This is a genomic window from Vibrio sp. M260121 (genome assembly GCF_036533715.1).
Classification (GTDB): Bacteria; Pseudomonadota; Gammaproteobacteria; order Enterobacterales; family Vibrionaceae; genus Vibrio.
The window spans coordinates 112,222-132,046 of sequence record NZ_JATABF010000004.1; the positions used below are offsets into that span (position 1 = coordinate 112,222).

At 44.2% G+C, this 19,825-nt stretch carries 16 protein-coding genes; 6 read left to right on the plus strand and 10 right to left on the minus strand.

The annotated features are described in order from the left end of the window. Positions 1–12 precede the first annotated feature (12 nt). The 3 genes from glgA to topA all read right to left on the minus strand — a co-directional run bounded on the left by glgA (position 13) and on the right by topA (position 5,848). Entirely contained in the window at positions 13–1,470 is a 1,458-nt protein-coding gene (gene glgA, locus QTO06_RS04215) for a glycogen synthase GlgA (protein ID WP_331406966.1), read from the minus strand. After that, positions 1,460–2,677, minus strand: coding sequence for a glucose-1-phosphate adenylyltransferase (glgC, locus tag QTO06_RS04220; protein ID WP_331406967.1), 1,218 nt, complete (start codon positions 2,675–2,677; stop codon positions 1,460–1,462). The genes glgA and glgC overlap by 11 nt, the downstream gene beginning before the upstream one ends. A gap of 534 nt (positions 2,678–3,211) precedes the next feature. After that, positions 3,212–5,848: a type I DNA topoisomerase gene (gene topA, locus QTO06_RS04225; protein WP_331406968.1), complete on the minus strand. Its 2,637-nt coding sequence runs from the start codon at positions 5,846–5,848 to the stop codon at positions 3,212–3,214. 494 nt (positions 5,849–6,342) lie between these two features. On the opposite strand from topA, the gene QTO06_RS04230 reads away from it, so the two are divergent. Then, on the plus strand, positions 6,343–6,591 hold the full coding sequence (locus QTO06_RS04230) for a YciN family protein (RefSeq protein WP_005441647.1): 249 nt from the start codon (positions 6,343–6,345) through the stop codon (positions 6,589–6,591). A 66-nt stretch (positions 6,592–6,657) separates the two neighbouring features. On the opposite strand, the gene aroA is transcribed toward QTO06_RS04230, so the two are convergent. Together aroA and QTO06_RS04240 are read right to left on the minus strand one after the other, a co-directional pair. After that, a complete protein-coding gene (gene aroA / locus QTO06_RS04235) occupies positions 6,658–7,938 on the minus strand; it encodes a 3-phosphoshikimate 1-carboxyvinyltransferase (RefSeq protein ID WP_331406969.1) in 1,281 nt (426 codons plus the stop codon). Between the two features lie 160 nt (positions 7,939–8,098). After that, positions 8,099–8,575, minus strand: coding sequence for a glycine zipper 2TM domain-containing protein (locus tag QTO06_RS04240; RefSeq protein ID WP_020195009.1), 477 nt, complete (start codon positions 8,573–8,575; stop codon positions 8,099–8,101). Positions 8,576–8,616: 41 nt separating this feature from the next. Here QTO06_RS04240 and aat point away from each other — a divergent pair, with 41 nt between their 5' ends. The 3 genes from aat to infA all read left to right on the plus strand — a co-directional run bounded on the left by aat (position 8,617) and on the right by infA (position 10,324). After that, positions 8,617–9,327 carry a leucyl/phenylalanyl-tRNA--protein transferase gene (gene aat, locus QTO06_RS04245; RefSeq protein WP_331406970.1) on the plus strand — a complete coding sequence of 237 codons (711 nt, stop codon included), beginning with the start codon at positions 8,617–8,619 and terminating at the stop codon, positions 9,325–9,327. Next, the gene (locus QTO06_RS04250; RefSeq protein WP_331406971.1) at positions 9,324–10,025 is read left to right on the plus strand and encodes an arginyltransferase; all 702 of its coding nucleotides are present in this window, start codon (positions 9,324–9,326) and stop codon (positions 10,023–10,025) included. The genes aat and QTO06_RS04250 overlap by 4 nt, the downstream gene beginning before the upstream one ends. A gap of 80 nt (positions 10,026–10,105) precedes the next feature. Next, positions 10,106–10,324 (plus strand): translation initiation factor IF-1, encoded by a 219-nt coding sequence (gene infA / locus QTO06_RS04255; protein ID WP_001040192.1) that lies wholly within the window; start codon positions 10,106–10,108, stop codon positions 10,322–10,324. 185 nt (positions 10,325–10,509) lie between these two features. Here the strand turns inward: infA and clpA are convergent, their stop codons facing one another. Together clpA and clpS are read right to left on the minus strand one after the other, a co-directional pair. After that, a complete protein-coding gene (clpA, locus tag QTO06_RS04260; RefSeq protein WP_012127424.1) occupies positions 10,510–12,780 on the minus strand; it encodes an ATP-dependent Clp protease ATP-binding subunit ClpA in 2,271 nt (756 codons plus the stop codon). A 48-nt stretch (positions 12,781–12,828) separates the two neighbouring features. Then, the gene (gene clpS, locus QTO06_RS04265) at positions 12,829–13,149 is read right to left on the minus strand and encodes an ATP-dependent Clp protease adapter ClpS (RefSeq protein ID WP_005427554.1); all 321 of its coding nucleotides are present in this window, start codon (positions 13,147–13,149) and stop codon (positions 12,829–12,831) included. 715 nt (positions 13,150–13,864) lie between these two features. On the opposite strand from clpS, the gene cspD reads away from it, so the two are divergent. Continuing rightward, positions 13,865–14,083 (plus strand): cold shock domain-containing protein CspD, encoded by a 219-nt coding sequence (gene cspD / locus QTO06_RS04270; protein WP_005437446.1) that lies wholly within the window; start codon positions 13,865–13,867, stop codon positions 14,081–14,083. 157 nt (positions 14,084–14,240) lie between these two features. On the opposite strand, the gene QTO06_RS04275 is transcribed toward cspD, so the two are convergent. After that, positions 14,241–16,466 (minus strand): NADP-dependent isocitrate dehydrogenase, encoded by a 2,226-nt coding sequence (locus QTO06_RS04275; protein ID WP_331406972.1) that lies wholly within the window; start codon positions 16,464–16,466, stop codon positions 14,241–14,243. A gap of 371 nt (positions 16,467–16,837) precedes the next feature. Here QTO06_RS04275 and QTO06_RS04280 point away from each other — a divergent pair, with 371 nt between their 5' ends. After that, positions 16,838–17,542: a pseudouridine synthase gene (locus tag QTO06_RS04280; RefSeq protein WP_331406973.1), complete on the plus strand. Its 705-nt coding sequence runs from the start codon at positions 16,838–16,840 to the stop codon at positions 17,540–17,542. A gap of 70 nt (positions 17,543–17,612) precedes the next feature. Here the strand turns inward: QTO06_RS04280 and QTO06_RS04285 are convergent, their stop codons facing one another. Next, on the minus strand, positions 17,613–18,290 hold the full coding sequence (locus QTO06_RS04285; protein ID WP_045373195.1) for a DUF2057 family protein: 678 nt from the start codon (positions 18,288–18,290) through the stop codon (positions 17,613–17,615). 76 nt (positions 18,291–18,366) lie between these two features. Further along, entirely contained in the window at positions 18,367–19,440 is a 1,074-nt protein-coding gene (locus QTO06_RS04290; RefSeq protein ID WP_331406974.1) for a porin, read from the minus strand. Positions 19,441–19,825: the final 385 nt, after the last annotated feature.

Sequence of the window (19,825 nt, forward strand, 5' to 3'; positions counted from 1 at the left end):
AAAGATTTTGCGTCAATTTAACGCAGCTCTATACAGTTGCAAATACTCTTCTGCCGCTTTTCGCCAACAAAAGTCTTTTTGCATAGCATGAAGTTGTACACGTCTCACTTCTGTCACATTTTGTGCGTAAAGCAGAAGTGCCCTCAACATTGTCAGTAATAGACCCTGCGGCGTTGGTTCATGGAAAACGAAACCCGTTGCATCGGCTGGATCTACATCGTAGTCATTCACGCTGTCTTTCAAGCCACCTACCCCACGAACGATTGGCAAAGTGCCATACGCCATGCTGTAGATTTGGTTCAAACCACACGGCTCGAATTCAGAAGGCATTAGGAAGAAATCCGATCCTGCCTCAACCAAGTGTGCTAATTCGTTATCGTACGCTTCAACGAAGACAAACTTATCCGCAAATTGCGCTGCTACATCTCGTAACTGCGCCGCGAGAATAGGATCGCCCGTGCCAACCACAACTAGCTGAACATCGTGTTTTAGAAAGTCTGCCAACGCAGGCAATAGATAGTGCACACCTTTTTGCTGTGTTAGGCGGCACACCATACCAAACATGGCGCAATCTGATGCTTCAAGTCCCAGCTTTTCTTGCATTGCTTTTTTACATGCGTTCTTACCACGAACCATACTTTGACGATTGGCTTTATAGTTAAGCGGCAAGTTTGAATCAGTTTCTGGATTCCACGCGCTGTAATCACATCCATTAAGGATGCCCACCAAATCATTGGCACGTTGCTGAAACTCCCACGCCATACCGTGGCTTCCAAGCTCAGTTTTCAGTTCTTCGGCATAAGTAGGACTAACAGCATTGATTTTATCTGCGTTCATTACCCCTGCTTTCAGCATAGTAATGTGCGTTGCACTTACTGCAGCATCTGGCACATTTCGGCTATGGAATTCTGGCAGACATTGAACGTCGTCATAGCTAAACACGCCTTTGAACACCGCATTATGGATTGAAATAACACTTCGAGTGTTAGCAAAGAACGCATCGTGACCGTAACGATGTTTTAGCAGAAAGGGGACTAAGCCTGTGTGCCAGTCATTGGCATGAACAATATCAGGCTGGAAGCCAAGCTTTGGTAGCATGTCTAAACAAGCCGCACTAAAAAACGCGAAACGCTCGCCGTTATCCGTGTAGGCTTGGTTGTTTTCCGCGTACATAGACGGACGATTAAAATAAGGAGGACAATCAATCAAATAAACCTGATTATCCCCAAGCGTTAGCTTAAGGACACGGTAAGCGGTGTGAGGCCAACTCGTTAGCTCTGTTTCCAGAACCGTTTCCGCTTCTGACAATTGTTCAATACCAGTGTAGGCAGGTATAGAAATTCGTACATCTTGCTGAAGATTTTGAAGGGCTTCCGGTAGTGCCTTGGCTACATCAGCCAAGCCACCACTTTTGATCAGTCCTTCGACTTCAGACGCTACAAACAGAACAGACAAATTGTTAGTAGCCAACACGTGCTCCTTTTGGAATTACGACAATGCCATCATCTGACACATGGTAGTGTTTTTTATCTTCTTGTAGATTTACACCAATTTGCGTACCCGGCGCAATATCTGCGTCTTTATCTACAATCACGCGACGAAGAACACAACCTTCCCCGACCTTCACATCACCGAGCAAAATACACTGGCTGATGTCACACGCTGAAGCAATATTACTGCGGAAACCAAGTACTGATTTTTCAATACGAGAACCGCGCACGTAGCTGCCGTTACATACTAGGCTGTCGATGATCTGAACTCGACCATTTACAGAGTCGGTAAAGGTTGCTGGCGGCAATGGTGGGTAGTAAGTATGCAGTGGCCATTTGCGGTTGTATAGCGAGAACGCTGCGTCTTTCTCAAGCAGGTCCATGTGAGCTTGCCAGTACGCGTCAATCGTACCTACATCACGCCAGTAAACTTCTTCTTTCTCACCCGTAATGCGGTTCATGCTGAAGTCATACACAAACACATCGCCACGAGGGAACATCTTAGGAATGATGTCTTTACCAAAATCGTGGGTAGAGGCTTCATTGTCAGCGTCTTCAATCAATTCTGAGAACAACGTTTGAGCTTCAAAGATGTAGTTGCCCATAGAGACAAGCGCGTGCTCTGGGTCACCAGGAATTGATTTTGGATTTGCAGGCTTTTCTTCAAAGCCAATCATTCGACCTTCACTGTCCACTTCGATAACACCAAATTGAGAGGCTTCCGATAGTGGCATGCGCAGTGCCGAAACAGTCAAAGATGCTTCTTTTTCTTGGTGGAAAGCAAGCATCTGTTTAATGTCCATTTTGTAGATATGGTCAGAACCAAAGATACATACTTGATCCGGCTCCGCCAACTCCATAAAACGTAAATTTTGGTAGATAGCATCGGCAGTACCTTCATACCAACGCTTGCCAGTACGCATTTGCGCAGGAATTGGGTCGATAAAACGGTCTGTAATGCCATTGATGTTCCAACCCTTTTTCAAGTGATGGAATAGAGATTGAGATTTGAATTGAGTAAGGACGTAAATACGCATTAAATCCGCATTTACAAAGTTATTCAGAGCGAAATCAATAAGTCGGTAACTTCCGCCGAAAGGGACCGAAGGTTTACTGCGGGATTCCGTTAGAGGTCTCAAGCGAGAGCCTTCACCGCCAGCAAGAATCATTCCCAAAACACCAGCCATTCGTTGTTCTCCATATATAGTTATAGCTTGGAACTGGTATTCACTTGAAATGAGCAGAACTCGGGGAGTCAAGCGAATACATTATTGCATCCGCACTGATAAGTTTCTTTGAACCCTCACAGCGCGAACTAAAAAAGCTATTGCACATCCTCGTACGCACGCACCTTCGTTGTTTTTTATTTTTGGTGCTAAATAACCGCATACAGTTGCATTATTTGTGTAATAAGTTATCGGACTGGAACTAAATTACAATTTAAAATATGCCATTCCGTGTTGTATACAGATGTTGCTTACTCAATACGGTATCTTGGTCACACTATGAGACGCAAACGATTACATTGTGAAAACAATTTACAAACCGATTAACTACACAAGTGCAGTTTTGCGACAAGATACGATGAAACTATGACCGTTCTATGAAAACAGAATGGAGAAAATTTGAATGGTAAACAATAGACGAAGTGAATGATTTATAGAATAACAAGCAAAAAATAAGGCAGCGTATTCGCTGCCTTATTCGTTCTAATTTATCACTTAAGCTTTCGCTTTCGGTTTCTTGCGCTTGTCTGTGATTTCCCACTTACCGTCAATGAATAGCGCAGTCCAACCACTTGGTTTTCCATCATCTTCAGTACGCACGTAGTTCTCTTTGCTCTTACGGCTAAAACGAACCACTGCTGGGCGACCATCTGGATCCGCCGCTGGTGCTGTCGTTAGGTATTTGAACTTCTCTGGAAGACGCTCTTCAAATCGAGCCAGTTCAGAAACCAACGGCGCACGCGTCTCACGTGATTTAGGGAAGTTGCTTGCCGCCATGAATAGGCCAGAAGCACCATCACGAAGAACAAAGTAAGCGTCTGAGTTTTCACATGGTAGTTCAGGGAAATGAACTGGGTCTTCCTTCGGAGGTGCAACTTCGCCATTCTTCAGAATCTTACGAGTGTTCTTACACGTTTCACTCGTACAGTCCATGTATTTACCGAAGCGACCGTTCTTAAGAACCATGTCAGAGCCACACTTGTCACACTCAACAACTGGACCATCGTAGCCTTTCACTTTGAACTCGCCATACTCAACGATGTAGCCTTCACAGTTCGGGTTGTTACCACAAACGTGCATCTTGCGTTTATCGTCAATCAGGTACGCATCCATCGCTGTTTCACAGATAGGACAACGCTTCTTAGCACGTAGTGCCGCGGTTTCCACGTCTTCTTCTAGAACGTTGATGATGCCTTCTTCGTCACCTAGGTTGATGGTTGTCTTACAACGCTCTTTAGGTGGCAATGCGTAACCAGAACAGCCAAGGAACACACCGGTAGACGCAGTACGAATACCCATTGGACGACCACAAGTTGGACACTCGATATCTGTCATCACAATGTGATTCAGTTTCATGCCGCCTTCGTTTTCGTCTTGTTCCGCTTTCTCAAGATCACCCGTAAAGTCTGTGAAGAAGTTATCTAGGACATCTTTCCACATCACGTCACCTTCGGCGATTTGGTCAAGCTTCTGCTCCATACGAGCCGTGAAGTCATAGTTCATAAGATCGTTAAAGCTGTCATCTAGACGGTCAGTAACAATCTCACCCATCTTCTCTGCGTAGAAACGACGCTGGTCTACTTTCACGTAGCCACGATCTTGGATCGTAGAGATGATCGATGCATATGTAGAAGGACGGCCAATGCCACGCTTCTCAAGTTCTTTAACCAGTGCCGCCTCTGTAAAGCGCGCAGGTGGCTTAGTAAAGTGCTGCTTAGGCTCAAGCGATTCTAAGTCTAGCTTATCGCCCAACTGAACTGCTGGAAGAATCGTGTCTTCGTTTTTACCCATTGGGCGTTGCACGCGAGTCCAACCATCAAACTTAAGGATACGGCCTTTCGCTTTCAGCGTGTATTCCGCAGCTTTAACGCTGATAGTGGTTGAATCGTATTCTGCTGGTGTCATTTGACATGCAACGAATTGATTCCAAATCAATGAGTAAAGCTTGTGAGCGTCAGCATCAACACCTTGTAGGTCTTCTGCTTTCACCGCTACATCAGAAGGACGAATCGCTTCGTGCGCTTCTTGTGCACCTTCTTTGCTACCGTATCTTAACGGGTTAGCAGGAAGGTATTTATCGCCATACTCTGAACCGATGAAGCCACGAACTGCATCTACCGCTTCTGCACTCAAATTGGTTGAGTCAGTACGCATATACGTGATGTAACCCGCTTCATACAGACGCTGAGCCAGCATCATGGTCTTCTTAACACCGTAGCCTAGGCGAGTACTCGCCGCTTGCTGAAGTGTTGAGGTAATGTATGGAGCAGACGGCTTACTCTTCGTTGGGCGGTCTTCGCGCTTACAAACTTCGTAGCTTGCTTTTTCCAGTACCGAAAGCGCTGCTTTGGTCTCTGTCTCGTTGACAGGCTTAAACGCAACGCCATCTTTTTGTGCAACAAGCAGTTTGAATGCCGTCTTATCTTTGGTGTGTGTATTTGCGTTGATGTCCCAGAATTCTTCTGGAATGAAAGCGTTGATTTCACGCTCGCGCTCAACCAATAGTTTTACCGCTACTGACTGTACACGACCCGCAGACAAGCCACGTGCCACTTTCTTCCATAGCAATGGAGAAACCATGAAACCTACTACGCGGTCCATGAATCGGCGTGCTTGCTGTGCGTTAACACCATCCATATTCAGCTCACCAGGTGTCTGGAAAGCTTGTTGGATTGCATTCTTAGTAATCTCGTTAAAAACTACACGTTTGTATCGCTCTTCATCGCCACCGATGATCTCACGAAGGTGCCATGCGATTGCTTCCCCCTCGCGGTCCAAATCGGTTGCGAGGTAAACGTAATCAGCGTCTTTGGCTAATTTTTGCAGTTCGCTTACGACTTTTTCTTTGCCTGGAAGGATTTGGTAATTCGCATCCCAGTCATGATATGGGTTAATCCCCATTTTTTTGATTAGCGCTTTGCGGTCTTTTTCTTTTTTGACACGCGCTTTCTCTTCCGGGCTCATTCCTTTTGTAGAAATGGCAGCGGCTTTTTTCTCACCAGTGCTTTGACCGGCCGTAGGCAGATCACGCACGTGACCAACACTAGACTTAACAATAAAGTCTTTACCAAGATATTTATTTATCGTCTTAGCCTTGGCTGGTGACTCCACTATAACGAGCGATTTACCCATAACTGACTCTAACGTCCTTCATAATAATGCGGGTAACTGCCCCCTAAGGAAGGTACCCGCATAATGTTCTATTTCATTGCTTCTTTTTTTACTATTGTGCGAGATGAAAAGAAGATCAACTGCTTTTTTGAAATTCAGATCCGATTGGTTGACAATTCATCGCCTTTCTAATTTGACGAGGCAGGGTTCTGCAAAAGGTCTTGAGCGGCATATACTAAGCAGGCAAAGATTCCTCCCGCTAGTCGAATTCAATAAATTTTGTCTCTCATCACAAAATATTTTTTCTTTCACGATCAGAGTCTAACCTTAGATTACGACGCTGAAATAGCGACGATTTGCATATAAGAATCACTTACCGTGTTGCTTCTATATAAAGAAGTAAAACCTCATGGACAATACTGGTAAAACACGGAATCAGAGATTTAGGTATGCAAACCCATGATGTTTGTGGGTATACTGCTGCCACTTAAGATTTACTGAATGACGAGAACGTTATGTCTGATAGAAAACACATTGAAGAGTTCGACCTTCTTTTGATCGCTAACCAAATCATCCAAGAACACGATGACTACATCGAAGGTATGCGTGCAACGAGCGTAGTAGAAAAAGACGATGTATTGGTATTTAAAGGCGAGTACTTCTTAGATGAAAAAGGTCTGCCGACCACCAATACTACAGCTGTATTCAATATGTTTAAGTACCTTGCGCACCACCTGTCAAAAGAGTTCACGCTGAACAAATAAGCGCTTCAAAATTCAATAAAAAAGCCAGAGTTCTCACTCTGGCTTTTCTCTTTCATATAAGACGAATTAACAGCTCAAAGCTTTCAATTTATCGAAGTAATCCGGGAACGTCTTTGACGTACACTTAGGATCGTTAATCGTCACAGGCGTGTCGCTTAGCGCCACCAGCGAGAAACACATCGCCATGCGGTGATCGTCGTAGGTATCAATCGCAGCGTGCGTAAGCTGTGGTACAGGCTTCACAATGATGTAATCTTCGCCCTCTTCCACCTCTGCGCCAACTTTGCGTAGCTCAGTCGCCATAGCGGATAGACGGTCAGTCTCTTTTACACGCCAGTTGTACACGTTGCGAATCGCCGTTGTGCCTTCGGCAAACAGTGCTGTTGTCGCAATGGTCATTGCCGCATCTGGAATATGGTTGTAGTCCATATCGATGCCTTTCAGCTGGCCGACACGAGAGATAACGTAATCATCACCCCATTCGATTTCTGCACCCATTTTCTCGAGTGCATCAGCGAATTGGATATCACCTTGAATACTATTTTTACCAATACCTGTGACTTTCACTTCACCGCCTTTGATGGCCGCCGCCGCCAAGAAGTATGAAGCTGAAGACGCATCACCTTCGACCAAAAAATCACCCGGAGCGATGTAATGCTGACCAGCAGGAATAACAAACTCTTGGTAGTCGTTATTGACCACTTCGACACCAAACTGCTTCATGATATGCAGAGTAATATCGATGTAAGGCTTTGAAACCAGTTCGCCTTCAATATTGATGCGAATTTCGCCCTCAGCCAAAGGCGCTGACATTAAAAATGCCGTTAAGAATTGGCTAGAAATCGAACCATCAATCGATACAGAACCAGATTTAAGACCAGTACCGACGATTTTCAGTGGTGGGTAGTTTTCGTTTTCTAGGTAAGTAACGTCTGCACCAGCCGCTTGAAGGGCTGTCACTAGGTGACCGATCGGACGCTCTTTCATACGAGGTTCGCCAGTCAACACGTATTCACCTTCACCTAAGCACAGTGCAGCAGCGAGTGGACGCATTGCGGTGCCGGCATTACCTAAAAATAGCTCTACATGCTCAGAGACAGAAAATGGACGACCGAGACCTTCAACGACACACTCGGTTTTATCTTCAGACAATTGATATTGAACGCCAAGCTTTGTCAGTGCGTTCAACATATGACGAATGTCATCGCTGTCGAGAAGGTTTGTCAAACGAGTGGTGCCTTTTGCTAAAGCAGCAAGCAATAGAGCTCGGTTGGAAACGCTTTTTGATCCAGGAAGGTTCACTTCCCCGTGAATTTTATTGATGGGTTGTAACGTTAGGCTTTCCATTAAAAGTTGATAATCCTTTGTGCTCTCACTTCACGTTTTTTGAGAGCTAAACAATTCTTCGTGGATTCAGACTAACGAAAAAACCATCACAAAACCAGAGTAAATCCATGCTAATTTTTGAATAATTAGTCAGCTTAGATTTTACTGTGCAAACGTTGGCTTAGTAAGCTATATCCACTCGAACGCCGTCATCAAAATAGAGGATGCGAACATCGTCTCCACGCTTAAACAGCATGCTATTGTCAACATCTTGAATTACGTTAATAAGTTTGTTGCCATCGACTTTGACCAAGAGTTCGACAAGCTTGTATTCCACCGTGTATTCGTAGTTGCTACGGTTTCTCACTACGGCTGCGCCAGCTAGCGCCCCAACCGCGGTCGCAACTTCTTTACCTGTACCACCACCAAATTGGTTACCCACTAAACCGCCGATCGTCGCACCCAATAGTGTTTCCCAGCCATTACTTTGTGATTGTTTCACCTCTTGTTGCGTAATGTATCGCACAGAATCGACTTTGCCATACACCACTTGATTTACAGGTTTTGCTACATTTCTTTCATAGGCTGCATTGGCGAAAAATGGCAAAAACAGTATGATCCATGCCCATCGTTTTATATTAAGTCTTACTCCGCTCATAATAAGCTCCTATAGGCTCTGATGTTGGTAAAGTTTTCTTTATGACAATCTATTTAACTGAACTTGATGACTCGCATTCGTTTCCATCGCCGTACGAAGCACTGAGCGACCCAAACGGTTTGCTAGCCTTTGGTGGGGATCTCAACCCTGAACGCATTCTTAACGGCTATCACCAAGGTATTTTTCCATGGTATGGCCCTGGTGAGCCCATTCTTTGGTGGAGTCCTTCTCCAAGAGCCGTTTTTGATCCTTTATCATTTAAGCCTTCAAAAAGCCTAAAAAAGTTTCAGCGTAAACAACAGTATAAAGTAACGCTAAACAATGCAACCGAACGCGTAATTCAATTATGTTCTTCGACTCGTCCTGCTGAAGAGACTTGGCTAAATGAGGATATGCAAGCATCCTATATTGAACTCGCCAAACACGGTCATTGCCACTCAGTAGAAGTATGGCACGAGGATCAACTCGTTGGCGGTTTATACGGCATCAGTGTTGGACAACTTTTTTGTGGTGAGTCGATGTTTAGCCTTAAAGACAACGCATCTAAGATTGCATTGTGGTATCTCTGCGACCATTTGGCGTCAAACCACGGTCAATTAATCGATTGTCAGGTAATGAACCCGCACCTAGCTTCACTTGGCGCATTTGAACTTGAACGTGACGACTTCGTACAAAAACTACTATCTTTAAGAGGTAAGAACACCGATTTGGGCACGTTTGAACCACAGATTTTGCAGGACGCGGTATCATGAGCACAGATCTCCAACACATCCGTATCGGCTTGACCAACAACCATACATGCAGTTACTTGCCGGAGCGTGAAGAACGCGTGGCTGTGGCACTCGATGCCAGCTTGCATACAGAACAAAACTATCAAGTATTGATGGCGAACGGCTTTCGTCGAAGTGGCGACACCATCTATAAACCTCATTGTGAACAGTGCAATGCTTGTCAGCCAATCCGCATTGCGGTGCCAGACTTTCGTCCTTCTAAGAGCCAAAAGCGCCTGTTGAATAAAGCCCGTTCCCTACGTTGGACGCTCAAACCTGAGCTAGACCAAGATTGGTTCCAGCTTTACAGCAGATACATAACTGCACGGCACAAAAATGGCACCATGTATCCTCCTCGTGAAGATGAGTTCGCTCGATTTGCTCAAACAACATGGTTAACAACCGGATTTCTGCATGTCTATGATGAAAATGATCGACTTCTCGCAGTTGCGGTTACGGATATCATGGATAACAGCGCGAGTGCTTTTTATACCTTCTTTGATCCCGATTACCCTTTATCTCTTGGGACTTTAGGGGTTCTTTTCCAACTTGAATATTGCCAACAGAACGGCAAACATTGGCTATATTTGGGCTATCAGATCGATGAATGTCCAGCGATGAACTACAAAACTCGCTTTCAACGACACCAAAGGCTAGTAAATCAGCGTTGGCAAGGGTAGAATACGCCCCAACTTTACATAATTACTGTTTAGCGGCAAAATAAGCGCGCTAATACCGCCTAATTTCTAAAGAGGATTAAATGGCTAAAGAAGACGTAATTGAGATGCAAGGCACTGTGCTTGACACTCTACCAAACACTATGTTCCGCGTTGAACTTGAAAACGGTCACGTTGTGACTGCACACATCTCTGGCAAGATGCGTAAGAACTACATCCGTATTCTTACTGGTGATAAAGTAACTGTAGAGATGACTCCATACGACCTATCTAAAGGCCGCATCGTCTTCCGTGCTCGTTAATCTCTGATTTTCGAATACAATAAAAAACGAAGCTTATGGCTTCGTTTTTTATTGCCTGTCTTTTGCTCTCAACACCAAGCTTGCTTTTGGGCGTTTCAATACACTCAACAGACTTGTTCCATTCTTGCAGACACAAAAAAGCGCACGCCTAGGCGCACGCTTTTAAAGTAGATATAAACAAAGAATTAGTGAAGTGCTGCTTCTTTCTCGCTTAGGTATTCGAACTTAAGTTCGTCTTTCACTAGCGTTACTTTCACAGTACCACCATCCACCAATGAGCCAAATAGAAGTTCATTCGCCAAAGGTTTCTTGAGCTGCTCTTGGATAACTCGTCCCATAGGACGTGCCCCCATCGCTTTGTCGTAGCCTTTGTGAGCTAACCAATGACGCGCATCTTGTGATACTTCCATTGATACGCCACGAGCGTCCAGTTGAACTTGTAGTTCCACGATGAACTTATCAACCACTTGGTGGATCACCGCTTCATCTAGGCTGTTGAACCAAATGATATTGTCTAGACGGTTACGGAATTCTGGTGTGAACACCTTCTTGATTTCCGCCATCGCGTCATGACTATTATCTTGCTGGATAAGACCGATCGATTTCTTCTCAGTCTCTGCAACACCTGCGTTGGTTGTCATCACAAGGATCACGTTACGGAAATCGGCTTTGCGTCCATTGTTGTCCGTCAGCGTACCGTTATCCATCACTTGCAGTAGCAAGTTAAAGATATCTGGGTGTGCTTTCTCGATTTCATCAAGCAGAACCACTGAGTGAGGGTGTTTCAGCACGGCGTCGGTTAGTAAGCCACCTTGATCGTAACCAACATAACCTGGAGGCGCACCAATCAAACGGCTCACCGAGTGACGCTCACCATACTCAGACATATCGAAACGAAGAAGCTCAATGCCAAGTAGCTTCGAAAGCTGAACAGTCACCTCTGTTTTACCTACCCCTGTAGGGCCCGCAAACAAGAATGAACCAACAGGTTTGTTATCCACGCCAAGACCAGCACGAGATAACTTGATGGCTTCAGACAGCGCATCAATCGCCGTATCTTGACCGAATACAAGCATCTTCATCTTGTCATCCAGATTCTTCAGAATGTCTTTGTCTGAAGACGACACTGATTTCTCTGGAATACGAGCCATTTTCGCAACCATCGCTTCGATGTCTGCTACACCGACCGTTTTCTTACGACGACTTGCTGGTGCTAGACGGCTACGTGCACCCGCCTCATCAATCACATCAATGGCTTTGTCTGGTAGATGACGTTCGTTAATGTACTTCGCCGATAGCTCTACAGCAGCACGCAATGCTTTGTTGGTGTAACGCACTTCGTGGTGAGCTTCGTACTTAGGCTTAAGGCCAATCAAAATCTTCGTCGTATCATCCAAAGAAGGCTCAACTACATCGATCTTTTGGAAACGACGAGATAGCGCGCGTTCTTTCTCAAAGATGTTGCTGTACTCTTGGTACGTCGTTGAACCGATACAACGCAACTTACCGCTACTCAGTAGAGGTTTGATCAGGTTAGCTGCGTCAACTTGACCGCCAGAAGCTGCCCCCGCACCGATGATGGTATGAATTTCATCAATGAACAGAATCGCATCTTCTTCTTTCTCAAGCTGCTTCAAAACTGACTTAAAGCGTTTCTCAAAATCACCACGGTATTTAGTGCCAGCCAGTAGAGAACCAATATCTAAGGAATAAATCACACTATTTTGAATCACTTCAGGCACTTGGCCTTCTACAATTCTCCACGCAAGACCTTCCGCGATAGCCGTTTTACCTACGCCAGCTTCACCCACAAGTAATGGGTTGTTCTTACGACGACGGCACAGCACTTGAATCGTGCGCTCAAGCTCTTTGTCACGGCCAATCAATGGGTCGATATTACCCGCTTTCGCAACTTGGTTTAGGTTCGTTGCAAAGCTTTCCAGACGCTCTTCTGGGTTGGTTTCTTCAGGTGCTTCTGAGCCAAACGAATCAGATGAAGAGGAATCTTCACTTGAACCCGATGCTTTAGTAATGCCGTGAGAGATAAAGTTAACGATGTCCAAACGAGAGATATCGTTCTTCTTGAGTAGGTAAGCAGCGTGAGATTCTTGCTCGCTGAAAATCGCAACAAGGACATTTGCCCCAGTCACTTCACTGCGACCAGACGACTGAACATGGAAGACGGCGCGTTGTAATACACGCTGGAAACTCAATGTCGGCTGGGTTTCGCGCGTCTCATCGCTTTCAGGAATGAGCGGCGTTGTTTGGTCGATAAAAATATCGAGTTCGTTACGCAAAGCATCAAGGTCCGCTTTGCAGGCTAGAAGGGCTTCCTTAGCTGCATCATTTTCCAACAATGCAAGTAGGAGGTGTTCGACAGTCATGAACTCGTGGCGTTTGTCACGTGCACGAGCGAATGCACCGTTAAGGCTTGACTCTAGTTCTTTATTTAGCATAAGTACCTCCCGAAAGAACAACTTTGGTTGCTCGAGCAAGTCTTCTTATTACGCTTGCTCCATAGTACATAGTAGCGGATGCTCATTCTCCCTTGAGTACATCGTCACTTGCGCTACTTTTGTTTCAGCAATTTCTGCACTGTAAGTGCCACAGATTGCCTTTCCTTCATAGTGGATCTTGAGCATGATTTGCGTTGCTTTATCAATATCATGTGAAAAAAATCGCTCAAGCACCTCTATGACGAAATCCATAGGTGTATAGTCATCATTGTTGAGTACAACGTTGTATAGCTTTGGTGGCTGAACTTTTGTACTTTCGCGCTCCAGAAGATCAGAGTCTGGAGTCACCCATTCAAAATTTTTACTCATGGCAATTCAAAGATATCGTATCAAAGGGTTGATGTTTTCGACCTATAAAAACAATCTACCATAAGCATGCCATGCGGTGTAGTGAGATGTGGCACCTAATTCGAATTTGATAGATAAATTTTGCTTCCTTACATAGAGACTAATGCACCTCTGTCAGGCGCGCAAATAAAAGATTTTTATCACTTAGAACCGATTTTTTTGCTGTTAGAACTATCAATTTAAATGCGCTCTGTTTCCCCCTTGTTATTACAATCATCAAACCCACCAAGATCACACTTACAGAGGAAAAAGAGCTAAATATCACGAAAACATCACTTTTTATTCATTTAGTAGAATCTTCTAATATAGGCAATTTGGTTAGTATCCCTTCCCTTGATATCAAACCCTTGCAGTCCTTTTGACTAAAAGCCATCGCATGCGCCAGAAACAGTTTGCAAAAATGTTAATCTCAAAAGTGATTTGTTTTCAAATATGTTTCTGATTGTTGACTTTCACTATTGACTGTCGAGATTCATTGACTACAGTGGAAAGTGTTGATGCATAAATCCTCATTCTGGGTTTGTTGGTTTTCTAACATTCTGGTGAATATGGATATGCTCACTCGACGTGTGTTAGCAATCGCGAAAATAGTAACGGCTAACAATGAGACCAAGTTAAAGGTATAGCTTGGGTGAAGTAACAACATCAGTAAAAAATGCATGAGGGATGTAAAAGCATGGCTACAGGTACAGTAAAGTGGTTTAACAATGCCAAAGGATTTGGGTTTATCTGTTCAGATGAAGAAGAAGGAGATATTTTCGCCCACTACTCAACTATCCAAATGGACGGTTATCGTACACTGAAAGCAGGCCAACAAGTCTCATACGAGGTTGAAAAAGGTCCAAAAGGTTCACACGCAAGTAGCGTCGTGCCAGTAGAAGGCCAAGCCAAATAACCAGAGCGCTGTCGGAAAGACAAAACATTTGCTCCTGTAGAAGCACTACACAGTTCTGCTTTTATAAAGAGAAAAATAAACCCGCCAAAGAGCGGGTTTATTGTTTTTATCGGTTTTATATTCGCGCCACTGAAGTAGCGCGAGAACCATCTATATATTACTTGTTAATAATGGTGTTCAACGTCGCACTTGGGCGCATCAATGTAGACGCTAGCGCATCATCCAGTGAGTAGTAACCACCTAGTTCCCCTTTCACACCTTGCGCAGAATTCAGCTCAGAAACGATCGCCTCTTCTTGCTCTGCCAATGCTTTTGCCACTGGTGCAAACTCAGCCGCTAGGTCAGCATCTACCGTTTGCTCTGCTAGCGCTTTTGCCCAGTAAGATGCTAGGTAGTAGTGACTACCGCGGTTATCCAATTCACCAACTTTTCGCGATGGCGACTTGTTGTTGTCTAAGAACTCACCCGTCGCTTTATCAAGTGCGTCAGCAAGCACTTGTGCTTTTGCATTGCCAGCAACGGTGCTTAGGTGCTCAAGCGATGCCGCTAGTGCAAGGAACTCACCCAAAGAATCCCAACGCAGGTGGTTTTCTTTTTCTACCTGTTGAACGTGTTTAGGTGCTGAACCACCTGCACCTGTCTCAAATAGACCGCCACCGTTCATTAGTGGAACAATAGATAGCATCTTCGCAGAAGTACCAAGTTCTAGGATTGGGAACAGGTCAGTTAGGTAGTCACGAAGTACGTTACCAGTTACTGAAATGGTATCTAGACCTTCTTTAATACGCTCTAGAGAGAACTTACATGCATCGATTGGTGCAAGAATCTTAATCTCTAAGCCTGACGTATCATGCTCTGGTAAGTATGCGTTAACTTTCTTGATCAGTTCTGCGTCATGAGCACGAGCTTCATCTAGCCAGAATACGGCTGGAGCGCCTGTCGCACGAGCACGAGTAACCGCAAGTTTCACCCAATCTTGGATTGGCGCGTCTTTCACCTGACACATACGGAAGATATCGCCTTCTTCTACTGCTTGCTCTAGAAGCACCGCACCAGAAGCATCTACAACACGTACAGTACCCGCTTTATCTAGGATGAACGTCTTGTCGTGTGAACCGTACTCTTCCGCTTTTTGAGCCATTAGACCCACGTTTGGCACACTACCCATTGTTGTTGGATCAAATGCACCGTGTTCTTTACAGAAGTCGATAACCGCTTGGTAAATACCTGCATAGCTGCGATCTGGGATCATTGCTTTGGTATCTTTCTGCTTGCCATCAGGTCCCCACATTTGGCCAGAAGCACGTAGCATTGCCGGCATCGAAGCATCAACGATGATGTCACTTGGTACGTGTAGGTTAGTAATACCGCGATCTGAGTCAACCATAGCTAGTGCTGGCTGTGTTTCGTATACCGCAAGAATAGCTGCTTCGATTTCTGCTTTTTGTTCTGCAGGTAGCGCTTCAATCTTCGCATATACATCACCGATACCGTTGTTTACGTCAACGCCTAGCTCTTCAAACAGCTTACCGTATTTCGCAAATACGTCTTTGTAGTAAACCTTAACTGCGTGACCGAAGATAACTGGATCCGATACCTTCATCATGGTTGCTTTCATATGTAGAGAGAGCAGTACATCTTGCTGTTTTGCTTCTGCAATTTCTTTCTCGAAGAACTCAACAAGCGCTTTCTTGTTCATTACTGAACAATCGATCACTTCTTTGGCTTGCAGAGGGAATGCTGATTTAAGTTCTTTTACCGAACCATCAGCAGCAACAAATTCGATTGTAACGTCGGTAGCACCTGAGATAGTCGTCGATTTTTCACTACCGAAGAAATCGTTATCAGCCATGCTTGAAACGTGAGATTGAGAGTCTGCTGACCACGCGCCCATTGAATGCGGGTTTTTCTTTGCGTAGTTCTTCACTGAAAGTGGTGCACGACGGTCTGAGTTACCTTCACGCAAAACTGGGTTAACCGCACTACCTTTGATTTTGTCGTAAGTCGCTTTGATCGCTTCTTCTTCGTAAGTGCTTGGCTCTTCTGGGTAGTTTGGTAGCTCGTAGCCTTTCGCTTGCAGCTCTTTAATAGCGGCCTTTAGCTGTGGGATTGACGCTGAGATGTTTGGAAGCTTAATGATGTTCGCTTCAGGCGTTTTCGCCAATTCGCCTAATTCTGCTAGCGCGTCACCGATGCGCTGATCTTCTTTCAAATGTTCTGGGAAGTTAGCGATGATGCGACCCGCTAACGAAATATCACGTGTATCTACATTAATGCCAGACGATGCAGTAAACGATTGAATGATTGGTAGTAATGAATAGGTTGCTAACGCCGGGGCTTCATCAGTGATTGTGTAGATAATTGTAGGTTTTTCTGTAGGCATGAAATTTCCCTATTTTTTACTCAACTAAGCTGAACAACTCAGCAACTGAGTTCGTTGAATTTACGCATTGCTTAACGTTAGTAGTGCATTCCTCCTCACCAACGCGACATGCGGTTTGCACTCTTTTTTATAGTTTGGAGCTCTTAGGCTCTCTATCCATGAGTGCACTTTGTGCCAAGTTTGCTTTCATGTGGTTCTTTTGCAAAAACACCGCACTAAAAGCAACTTGGCTATATCATTAAACAAATAACACGAAATAGTCTATTATTCTGTGCGCATTTGTTAGTTTTAGGCGCGCAAATGATAGCCGATAAGAAGAAAACATAAAACTTTCAAACACAGTTCATTTACATTTTTGCAAGGTAGTTAACATGTCATCTCGCACGGGTCATGAAAAAGGTCGCCGTAGTAACCATTCCAAACCGAGCCATTTTAAACGCTCTGGTAAGCCAAATCATTCAAATGGACAGGCTAAAAATCGACCTAGTCGCCCTACCCGTTCTTCAAAATCCCCTAAACCGCGTATTGCACCCGAAGATCGTAAGGTGATCATTTTCAATAAGCCCTATGACACGTTAAGCCAATTTACTGATGGCGATGGCCGTAAAACGCTAGCTGATTATATTCCTGTAAAAGATGTCTATGCGGCAGGCCGATTAGACAGAGACAGCGAGGGTCTAATGGTGCTAACAAATGATGGCATCTTGCAGGCAAAGTTAACGCAGCCCCAATCAAAGTCACCGAAGACTTACTGGGTACAGGTTGACGGTGCTCCGACTGAAGAAGACTTAGAGAAGCTACGTAAAGGCGTTGAGTTGAAAGATGGCATGACATTACCTGCAAAAGTCGAAGTAATGCCAGAGCCAGAGATCTGGGAAAGAACTCCGCCTGTCCGCTTTCGAGCAAACATTCCGACTACTTGGTTAGCTATCACTATTATAGAAGGGAGAAACCGTCAGGTAAGACGTATGACCGCGCACATTGGCTTCCCAACGCTGCGTTTAGTTCGTTACTCGATGGGCGGTATTGTTCTTGACGATTTAAAGCCAGGGGAGTGGCGAGAAATAAAGCTCTAGGCTTAAACCTCAAAAAACATAAAAGCAGGCAATCACCTGCTTTTTTAGTTTTTGTCGTTACCAATAACGATTATTGTTGAGCAACCCACTTTTTGAAGGTTTCTTTTTCTTCTGGTGTCGCTTTTTGGTACATCGTCTTAAGTAAATCTACCATTTGACTGTCTTGCGCAGTTGGCGATTGTGTGGAGGCTTCTGTAACCGCTTTTGGTTCCACACCGGTCACCGCTTGGCTATGTTGGTTTACAGTCACATATGTCACAGCAACGCCAGCTACACCACCAGCAATATTATAGTTACGAGCTTCCTGTGCGTAGTTACGACCAATTTGCACGCCATCAGACTCAAGAACGTCCTCAACAAGATCGATTGGCTGACCTTTAGAGTCTAGTAATTGCCATTCTAAAGGAGAGATGTTGGTTTGTGCTTGGCGGTAAGTTTTGAATTCTGGCAGCTCGAATTTTAGTTCTTCATTCTTCACATCGAACTTAGCAATAATAGCGTCGCCATAAACCCCTTTGATATCATCGCCAATTTCAAATTCTGGTTGGTATTTGAAGACAATTTGGTTAGTACCGTCAGGGATCTCTATTGTTTTCTCATCCGAAAACAAGCCACCTTCAAGCTTTGGTTTCTCCATGTTTACTGCTAGCAACTTCACATCTTCAGGAACAACCAAAGTTGTCGCAGCGTATAAATTTGTACTAGCCAAAACAGAAAGCGCCATCGCCATTTTTAATGAGAACTGCATAGAAGTTAAATCCTTATCTCCAATAGTAAAAGACCCAGCATAAAGCTGGGTCTTACAATATCAAACTGGGTTTTGATTACCAGTAGAAACGTGCACCAACACCGAAGTCAGTCTTGCTGTCTGTCTTCACGTTGTCAGTTGAAGTCTCTTCAAATACGTATGCACCTTCAGCGAATACGCGAGCCCATTTAGAGAACTTGTACTCAACACCAGCGTAGAAGCGAGAATCGTCGCCATCTACAGTGCCAGCTTTGTCAGAAGAAGACATTACTAGCTCGTAACCAGAGTAAAGAGTTGTCTTAGGAGCTACTGCGAACATACCTGCTAGAGAGATACCGTGAGAATCAACAGTTTCGTTAGATAGCTTGTTGTCATCTTCGTTGTAGTAGTAAGTTGCGCCAAGAGTGTGCTCACCTAGTGCGTACTCACCAGTTACTTCGAAAGATAGGTTTTCGCTATCAGACTTCTCTACGTGAGTTACTTTAGAAGGCTTGCCGTCGATTACTAGATCTTTTTCAGTAGTAATTGCGATGTCGTTTTTAGAGCTAAGAACACCAGCGTGTACAGATAAGTCGCCAAAAGACTTACCTACGAAAACTTCAAGAATTTCTTCGTTTTTACCTTTCTCACCTAGAGCGTAACCCGCTTTTAGCCAGAAAGCATCGTTTTCGAATGCGTATTTAATTTGAGAATCGTTGTTCCACTCGTGTCCGTAAAGAAGTGCAGAACCACCGAAGAAGTATGAGTAGTCAGCACCGTAAACGTCATCTGCGAAAGTACCTTCTTTACCGAAGCGGATAGTACCCATTTCGCCCATGTCGAAACCGAAGATGTGACGACGAACGAATACAGTATCGTCTGTACGCTCGCTTGAATCAGCACCAGCGCCGTAGTTGTCACCAAGAGCAACACCGATTTCAACTTCACCTAGTACTTTTAGGCTGTCGTTTACAACGTAAACGCCGTTTACACCCATACGTGAAGAGCTAGTGTTTAGCTCAGCAGTGTGGTCAGTGCTGTCTAGGAATAGAAGAGTTGGACGTAGTTGACCGTAAAAGTCTACAGAACCTTCTTCAGATTTGAATACTTCAGCTGCATTCACAGTAGTTGCTGTAGCAGCAACCGCTAGTGCTAAAAGAGTCTTTTTCATAATTAATCCACTGCCTTTTCTTAGTTCGGGATATCCTTGTCCGATTCCCTTTTTTTATATTTTTGAAACCGCTTGTTATCGAAACGTAACAATGATTGGTCTGCAAAATCTGGGCACTAGAGTGCAAAAGATTATTCTGCCTGTCAAATTTTCTAAATAGAAATATCAAAAAACAAAAACATACTTTAAAAACAATAATTTAAAAATTTATATTTAAATTATTCGATGAAGTTCTAAACTACAAACTTGATTTTTCGTAATTTAGTGATTCGTAAATAACAAATACAAAACACCTAAAAATTGCAAAAATAAAGACAAAAACAGAATATATGACTATATGAATGGCATTTTTGAAGCTTTATATTTTTCGCCAAATGAAATTATT

Bases quoted from the DNA above. Each gene is read 5' to 3' on its own strand.
- glgC (WP_331406967.1), bottom strand. From the start codon at position 2,677: ATGGCTGGTGTTTTGGGAATGATTCTTGCTGGCGGTGAAGGCTCTCGC.
- topA (WP_331406968.1), bottom strand. From the start codon at position 5,848: ATGGGTAAATCGCTCGTTATAGTGGAGTCACCAGCCAAGGCTAAGACG.
- QTO06_RS04230 (WP_005441647.1), top strand. From the start codon at position 6,343: ATGTCTGATAGAAAACACATTGAAGAGTTCGACCTTCTTTTGATCGCT.
- aroA (WP_331406969.1), bottom strand. From the start codon at position 7,938: ATGGAAAGCCTAACGTTACAACCCATCAATAAAATTCACGGGGAAGTG.
- QTO06_RS04240 (WP_020195009.1), bottom strand. From the start codon at position 8,575: ATGAGCGGAGTAAGACTTAATATAAAACGATGGGCATGGATCATACTG.
- aat (WP_331406970.1), top strand. From the start codon at position 8,617: ATGACAATCTATTTAACTGAACTTGATGACTCGCATTCGTTTCCATCG.
- QTO06_RS04250 (WP_331406971.1), top strand. From the start codon at position 9,324: ATGAGCACAGATCTCCAACACATCCGTATCGGCTTGACCAACAACCAT.
- infA (WP_001040192.1), top strand. From the start codon at position 10,106: ATGGCTAAAGAAGACGTAATTGAGATGCAAGGCACTGTGCTTGACACT.
- clpA (WP_012127424.1), bottom strand. From the start codon at position 12,780: ATGCTAAATAAAGAACTAGAGTCAAGCCTTAACGGTGCATTCGCTCGT.
- clpS (WP_005427554.1), bottom strand. From the start codon at position 13,149: ATGAGTAAAAATTTTGAATGGGTGACTCCAGACTCTGATCTTCTGGAG.
- cspD (WP_005437446.1), top strand. From the start codon at position 13,865: ATGGCTACAGGTACAGTAAAGTGGTTTAACAATGCCAAAGGATTTGGG.
- QTO06_RS04275 (WP_331406972.1), bottom strand. From the start codon at position 16,466: ATGCCTACAGAAAAACCTACAATTATCTACACAATCACTGATGAAGCC.
- QTO06_RS04280 (WP_331406973.1), top strand. From the start codon at position 16,838: ATGTCATCTCGCACGGGTCATGAAAAAGGTCGCCGTAGTAACCATTCC.
- QTO06_RS04285 (WP_045373195.1), bottom strand. From the start codon at position 18,290: ATGCAGTTCTCATTAAAAATGGCGATGGCGCTTTCTGTTTTGGCTAGT.
- QTO06_RS04290 (WP_331406974.1), bottom strand. From the start codon at position 19,440: ATGAAAAAGACTCTTTTAGCACTAGCGGTTGCTGCTACAGCAACTACT.